Consider the following 6,907-nt stretch of genomic DNA (forward strand, 5'->3'; position numbering starts at 1 on the left):
CACTAAAATGCCGATATTATTCTGCAAAACAGAGGATGCAGCTGCATTGCAGGCCGCTTTATTGCAACGAAAGCCCATGAACTGGGCGTTTGAGAACTGCCGTGGTCGAAATGACCGCGGCAGTTTTTGCGTCCACGAATAATAACAAGGATAATCGTTGACGTGCATGAGCTGGGCCAAGTTCGTGTACCGGAAAGTTTGTAAACAGCGCATTTACAGGCTTATAAAAGTTTTGTTGGTATCAACAACTAATTTTAGATAACGAACGATTATTTTTGAGGTGAAGGTAATGAAGATTAGTAAAACTTGGCAGAAGGTATGCGTGGGCGTTCTGAGTTTGGTCGTGCTCCTGTTTGCGGGTTACGGTGTGAAGACGGCGGCCGATGAATTTTGGGGCGGCCACGAGGCAGTGGAAGAGATTAACCACAATATTGATTTGCTGAGTGGAAATTTGCACCAGCGGAATGTAGAGCTCAAGAACACTAAAGCAGCGCTGGAAAAGGCAAATACGAACAATGCAAAACTAGAGAAGGAATTGACAGAAAAGCAGGAATTACTGAAGAAAAACGAGAATGAAATTGCGTTTCTGCATCTTAAAATAACTCAGATTACTAATGCCAACAATCGGTTGCAGGATCAGCTTGCCAGCGATAAGCTGGCGAACGATGCCAAGGTTAAAGATTTAAAGGGGCAGATTGAAAAGCTGCAGGCTGATAATGATGCGTACACAATAACTATTAACCAGTTGAGGGCAGATAAGAAGAAAGCTGAAGATCAGGTTCGTGAACTTCAGATTGAAACAGGAAACCAGCGAAACGATATTAAAGATCTTAATGAAAAACTTGAAGAAACAAAGAAAGACCGCGACGAATACAAGCAGGGTAAAGACGATAATGATAAGCTTTTAGAGCAGGCTGAAAAAGACGCTCGCGGAACCTTGAAGAAGACCCACGACGCGCTCGATCGTAACGACATCGAGGGCCACTGGCACAATGAGGACAACCAAAATTAAGCTCTAGGCGCTAGTTCGCTAAGAGCAGCTGATAAAATCAATTCAATCAAAAAGGCAACTCAGGTAGACTGCAGCATCTATCTGGGTTGCCTTTTGAATTGTGATCAAGGTGCTCAACTTAAGGTTGACTAAGGTGAGTGCGCAAAGGGACTAGGGTGAATTGGCGGAGCAAACGACGGTAGATTGGCGAAACTAAAAATGAGGCGCACTGCGGCGGGTTTATGCCGTAGTGCGCCTCATTTTTAGCGGGAGTGGTATTTTGACTCATAGAGGCAAAATACCCAGTGAGAGACCGCAGGGCTCGAACGGTCCCCGCCAACCTGCCGCCGTTTGTGGAGCCAATTCACCCCAGACCCGGCAGAACGTCTATTCCACCGTCACCCGGTCACGGCCAGCACGCTTGGATTCATAGAGGTAGTGGTCCGCACGCTTGAATACAGCCGTTGAGCTGCCGTCTTCCTTGCTGGCCATTGCGACCCCAAATGAGGCGGTAATGTTCAGTGAGCCGTTGCCGGAATGAATCGGCAGGCCGCGTAGTTTCTTTTGGCAATCATGCACAATGGCGCTGGCCTTCTCCTGATCTGTATTCGGCAGGAGGATGGCGAACTCTTCGCCGCCGGTGCGGTAGAGCTCGTAATGCACGTCGCAGGTGTGCAGCGATTGCATCAGGGCAGAGGCCACAGTCATGAGCGTCCGGTTACCAACCAAGTGACCATAGCTGTCGTTAACGTCCTTGAAGTGGTCGATGTCTAACACTATTAGACCGAGCGGCTGATCACCCATTTTTTCGTAGTGATTAGTGAAGTCGCGCTGGAAGGTCACCCAGTTGCGCGCTTGCGTCAGGCCGTCGTACTCAACTTCGTGGGTGAGGCGGGCGACGACTTGCTGGTCGCGGCGTTGGTACTGGTCGTAGTCCCACAATGCCAGGTAGGCCCAGACAAAGGCAACAAAGTTTACGAGTGCGGTGAGCAGACTGAGGCTACTGTGGTGAACGTAGACGTACGTCCAGAATGTCGCGCCCACAATCAGTGACGGTGCGATGTAGATGAAGTGACTCTTGGTTAATTTCGGCCCGTACCAACGTTCTGCGAACACAGTCAAGCAGGCGAAAAGATAGAGTGGCAGGGCGGTGAGGCTCGCTGCACCGGTGCCGAAAATCAGGAGTGTGCCCACCAGTTGAATGACCACGAAACTGGCAATATTTTGGGCAAGCAGGTTACTGTAAACCAGAATCACAGCGAGGATATTGGTAAATAGCCATTGCTGATTGGGATTGCTGATGCTAAGCCAGCGCAAGAGAATCAAAATGGCACTGATGTAGATGACAAGAGGGGCGTTACTGCCAAACGCCGTTAGATTTTTACTGCGCACCATGCGCTGCTTGGTGCCCGCGTCAATTTGGTTATAAACGCCGGCGAAGCCGAGCACACTAGTGATGACCACAAACAAAGTTGCGGCCGCTTTCCCTAACACTGATTGTCACCCCCCATGACCGATCTGATTAGCTGTCGTCCTCATCATGACCTTGTTTGCAGCACAGGTCAACACGTTAAAGGATAGTTCTAACACTCGTTAACGTTGGCACAGCGCGATTTTTGACGCGGTATTTCTACTCACGAAGCGAAGAACGAACTAAGCAACGTCTTCATCATCTCCTGTTTGGAATTCGGGGGATGTTTTGACCAAAACTGTGTAAAATATCCGGAAAGCGGCCTGAATTCTGCTAATGAAAAATTTCATTAATTTTCAAATATAACGTAGATTCATATTTGCATAAACGGGATATGGCGCGGAATTAGGCATATTTAAGCAACAAAAAACGGGCCAGGGCACTTTCCAGTTTGGAAAGTGGCACCTGGTCCGTATATGACCACGCCTTTTGGCGCAGCTCTTTAATTACTTGCTGAGCTTGCTTGCGGCTGCTTCGTCAACAAGGATGATGGCATCCTTGTGGTTCTGCAGGACGGATGCAGGGCAGTCCGTTGTAACGGGGCCTTCAACCGTAGCCTTGATGGCGTCAGCCTTGTCTTCACCAAAGGCGAGGAGGATGATCTTCTTGCCCTTCATGATGGAGCCGATACCCATGGAGTAAGCGTAGGTTGGCACGTCCTTTTCGTCAGCGAAGAAACGGGCGTTGGCGTCAATCGTGGACTGGGTGAGCTTGATCTTCTGGGTGCCGCCATCAAGTGGGGAACCTGGTTCGTTGAAACCGATGTGACCGTTGCGGCCAATACCGAGCAGTTGCACATCGATTGGGTGGTTAGCGATAACCTGGTCGTAGCGTGCAGGTTCGTTGTCGGCGTCAGTTGCGAGACCGTTAGGCACGAAGGTTTCCTTGAATGGCTTCTTGTTGAACAGGTGGCTGTTCATGAAGTAACGGTAGCTCTGGTCGTTGTCGCCGGAAAGGCCGACGTATTCGTCCAGGTTAACGCTGGTCATGTTTGAGAAGTCGAGGTCGCTGGCAGTCATCTTGTCGTAGAGCGTAACGGGTGAACTACCGGTGGCAAGGCCCAAAACCTTAGCGCCGTTTGCCATGCTGTCCTTGATAATGTCGAATGCGGCTTCGCTAGCGGCATCCTTATCCTTAAATACGCGTACTTGCATTGTATTCTTCTCCTTTTGTAAACCGTCATCTTTATTGGTATAGTCCAATTATAGCATGTGCCTCCAAGCTGTCAACAGGGCTAGACCAAAATATGTGGCATTTTAGGCAAAAAAATTGTTCGGCGGATCAAAAATAAGGGGTAGCGGTGGCGCCGGTCGTTAAACGAGGATTTTAACGAATTGGCGCAGAATGACTAGTTTTACAATTGCGAATCGAAAAATAAACTGTAGATTGGTAATTAGTTATAACTAATATATGTTCTGACGATTTTGAACGTTAAAAGGCGGTAAACGGCATGTTGCCGATTTTATGGGTGTTTGGCAATTTGCACGCAACCGGCAGGCAAGGCTTTTTTGCGTGTGAATAACACCTTCTTAGAACTGCCAGTTACGAAAAGAATCTAATTATTAATAATTGAACTATAAGTCAAAGCTAAATTTATTTCGAAAAACAATAAATTAATCTATACGTATCTGCACGCATAATTTTTGAAAGCAGCGTATCATAATAAATGTAGGAAGCGAGAACAAACCTACACACCTAAACTTAACCCCCCAAATAAAGTTCCCCCCAAGACTTTTCCACCGCTATACGGTGGTTTTTTTATTACATAAGAAGGACCCGCCGCAACGCACATGCAAAATGAGCGTCGCGGCGGGGCTATTTTTGTTGCTTTAAGGGCTAGCACAATACCAGTTTAATTGTGATTTGGGTGTGCGTCCCAGAACTGAGTGAGCGTTTCTGCCAAAGCGCGGGTGTTGCGTGTGACGCGGTAATTTTGCCAGTGCTGTGGGAAGAGCTCAGTGTAGCGGCGGGCGCCGAAACGCTCGTCCAGTAGGAGCACGACGCCGACGTCCTTGGCGCCACGGATGACGCGCCCGGCCGCCTGCAGGACGTTGTTGAAGCCGGGCAGCTGGTAAGCATACGCGAAGCCTTGGCCGTTGCGCGCCTGGTAGTAATCCCGGAGCTGATCGGTCTCACCTGACAAGCCAGGCAAGCCGACCGACACAATGGCGGCACCGAGCAGACTTTTGCCCCGCAGGTCGATACCCTCCGCAAAGCTTCCGCCCAGCACCGCAAAACCGACGACGGGCTGCCCATCGCCGAATGCATCCAGGAAGGTGCGCCGCTCGTCAGCCAACATCCCGGATTGTTGCGCCAAGACGCGCAAATCCGGATTAGCCGCACAAAAGGCGGTGCGCACGCTGTCCAGGTAGGCGTAAGACGGCGCGAACACGAGGTAGTTACCAGGTTGCGCAGCCACCATCGCTGTCAGGCAGGCGGTAATCGTGGGCAAGCTACGGCTGCGCTGTGCGTAAGTGGTCTGCACGTTGCCGGCGATAATCACCTGTTGGTTGTCGGGTGGAAACGGTGAGGGCAGCGTTGTCCAGATGCTGTTCTCCAGGCCGCCGAGCATTTCGCGGTAGTAATTCATCGGACTGAGTGTGGCTGAGAAAAGGACCGCCCCGCGCCCTTTCTTCATGCTGGCATCGAGGAATTCGCTGGGATTCAGACACATAATTTTGCAACTGAGGTCACGGCCGTCGCGTGCGACCTTGCTGACGAAGGTGTCGTCGTAGAGTTCGCTGATCTTCAGGTAGGCGTTTGCCAGGAAGAAAGTGTCCAGGCAGGCGTCGATGACGGCCTTGCTCTGGTCAGTGGGCTCCATTTCCAGCCAGTCATGGAATTGATTGGCAAAAGTATCCAGACTGGTACGCATCTCCTCGATGGCATCGGGCTGAAAATGTTCGTGTTCCTTCAGGTTCACGTCTAAGACGTCGAAAGTGTCGAGGACCTCGCGGATGCTTTTGCGCAGGCGGGTGATTTTTGCACCCGTTTGCCCGCGCAAGCCGTCGAGACATTCCGCGAACGCGTCGCGATTCACCCCGGCGGAGTACATGTTGCGGGCCCGGTCGATGAGGTTGTGTGCTTCGTCAATCAGAAAGAAGTTGCCCTCATCGCTTTCAGCAAAGAAGCGCTGCAGAAACACGCGCGGGTCAAAGAGGTAGTTGTAGTCGCAAATAATGACGTCGCAAAACAAGCTGGCGTCGAGTGAGAACTCGAAGGGGTCCAGCGTGTACTTGTGGGCGTAGTCTTCGATAACGCTGCGGCTGATGAGGTCAGCGTGACTGAGCATGTCGGCCAGCGCCGGTTGCAGGCGATCGTAGTACCCCAGCATGTAGGGGTTAATGGTGGCGTCGTCAGGTTCATCATCAAAAGTAATGGCGTCCCGCGCGGTGAGGGTGATGCTCTTAGCGTGCAGCCCCGCACCAAACATGAGCGCCATGGCCTGCTCCGCCACCATGCGCGTCGCCGTTTTGGCGGTCAAATAGAAGGCGCGGTTAATGAGCCCGGCCCCCATAGCCTTGATGGTGGGAAACAGGGTGGAGATGGTTTTACCAGTACCAGTAGGGGCTTCGACAAAGAGTCGTGAACCACTGTAGATGGTTTTGTAGACGTTGCCGGCGAACTCATGCTGACCCGTGCGAAACTGCGGAAAAGGAAAGTCCATTTTGCGGGCAGTTTCATTGCGCAGATTGATAATATCGCTGCGCATCTGGATCCAGGTCGCAAACGAGGCAATAAGTTGGCGGTAGAATTCAGCCAGTTCATCCGCCGAAAATTCTTCTTGATGGTGTTCAGCCTCACGGTGGCGGGTGTCAAAATAAATGAGGTCGATTGTCAGTCCAGGGAGGTCGCGCTGGCTACACAGGTAATGACCGTAGACTTTGGCTTGTGCCCAGTAACGGTCGGTGGTGTTTTGCGGCAACTTTGCGTACTCGCGAGCGCTGGTTTTGATTTCTTCCAGCAAAACGCCATCAGGCGCGGTCAGCACACCATCGGCACGGCCGTCGATGGTGTACTCTTGGCCGGCGACGGTTTCGGTACTTTTAAGGTAAACTTCACTTTCGTATTCTTCTTCGTCGTGAGCATCCTGCACTTGGCGGTGAATCCGACTGCCGAGCGCCGCAGTGTTGGCGCTCGGCGAGGACGCTGGATTCAGGTCACCAGTCCGCACGGTGAACTCAACGAGTTCCCGCACACCAATCCGGTTAGTAGCCATTTGCGCACCTCCTTTCCTTCACGTATTGTACCGCAGTGCGCGGTTACTGTCCGTCAGCGATAGCGTTTCAGTGACGAAGTCACGCTGGGCCTCTTTGGTGTTTTCATGACGCCGTTAGGCGGTGGAGTCGGCAACTCCGGTGGTGGTGCGCTTGGGCTACGCTCCGGGAACTACGTCGGGCGGGGACCGCTTCAGCCCGCTATCGCGGTCTTCCGCTGGCGGAGTT

4 protein-coding genes are annotated in these 6,907 nt (G+C 51.7%); 1 reads left to right on the top strand and 3 read right to left on the bottom strand.

Annotated features, from left to right (window positions below; translation table 11 throughout):
- The first annotated feature begins 289 nt into the window (after positions 1 to 289).
- Positions 290 to 1,012 carry a coiled-coil domain-containing protein gene (locus tag EKM97_RS09265; protein ID WP_125572123.1) on the top strand — a complete coding sequence of 241 codons (723 nt, stop codon included), beginning with the start codon at positions 290 to 292 and terminating at the stop codon, positions 1,010 to 1,012.
- 366 nt (positions 1,013 to 1,378) lie between these two features.
- Here the strand turns inward: EKM97_RS09265 and EKM97_RS09270 are convergent, their stop codons facing one another.
- The 3 genes from EKM97_RS09270 to EKM97_RS09280 form a co-directional block, all read right to left on the bottom strand.
- On the bottom strand, positions 1,379 to 2,485 hold the full coding sequence (locus EKM97_RS09270; RefSeq protein ID WP_125572124.1) for a GGDEF domain-containing protein: 1,107 nt from the start codon (positions 2,483 to 2,485) through the stop codon (positions 1,379 to 1,381).
- A gap of 423 nt (positions 2,486 to 2,908) precedes the next feature.
- The gene (locus EKM97_RS09275) at positions 2,909 to 3,616 is read right to left on the bottom strand and encodes a glucosamine-6-phosphate deaminase (protein ID WP_125572125.1); all 708 of its coding nucleotides are present in this window, start codon (positions 3,614 to 3,616) and stop codon (positions 2,909 to 2,911) included.
- A 698-nt stretch (positions 3,617 to 4,314) separates the two neighbouring features.
- A complete protein-coding gene (locus tag EKM97_RS09280; protein ID WP_125572126.1) occupies positions 4,315 to 6,681 on the bottom strand; it encodes an ATP-dependent DNA helicase in 2,367 nt (788 codons plus the stop codon).
- Positions 6,682 to 6,907: the final 226 nt, after the last annotated feature.

This window comes from Lacticaseibacillus songhuajiangensis, from assembly GCF_003946025.1.
Lineage (GTDB): Bacteria > Bacillota > Bacilli > Lactobacillales > Lactobacillaceae > Lacticaseibacillus > Lacticaseibacillus songhuajiangensis.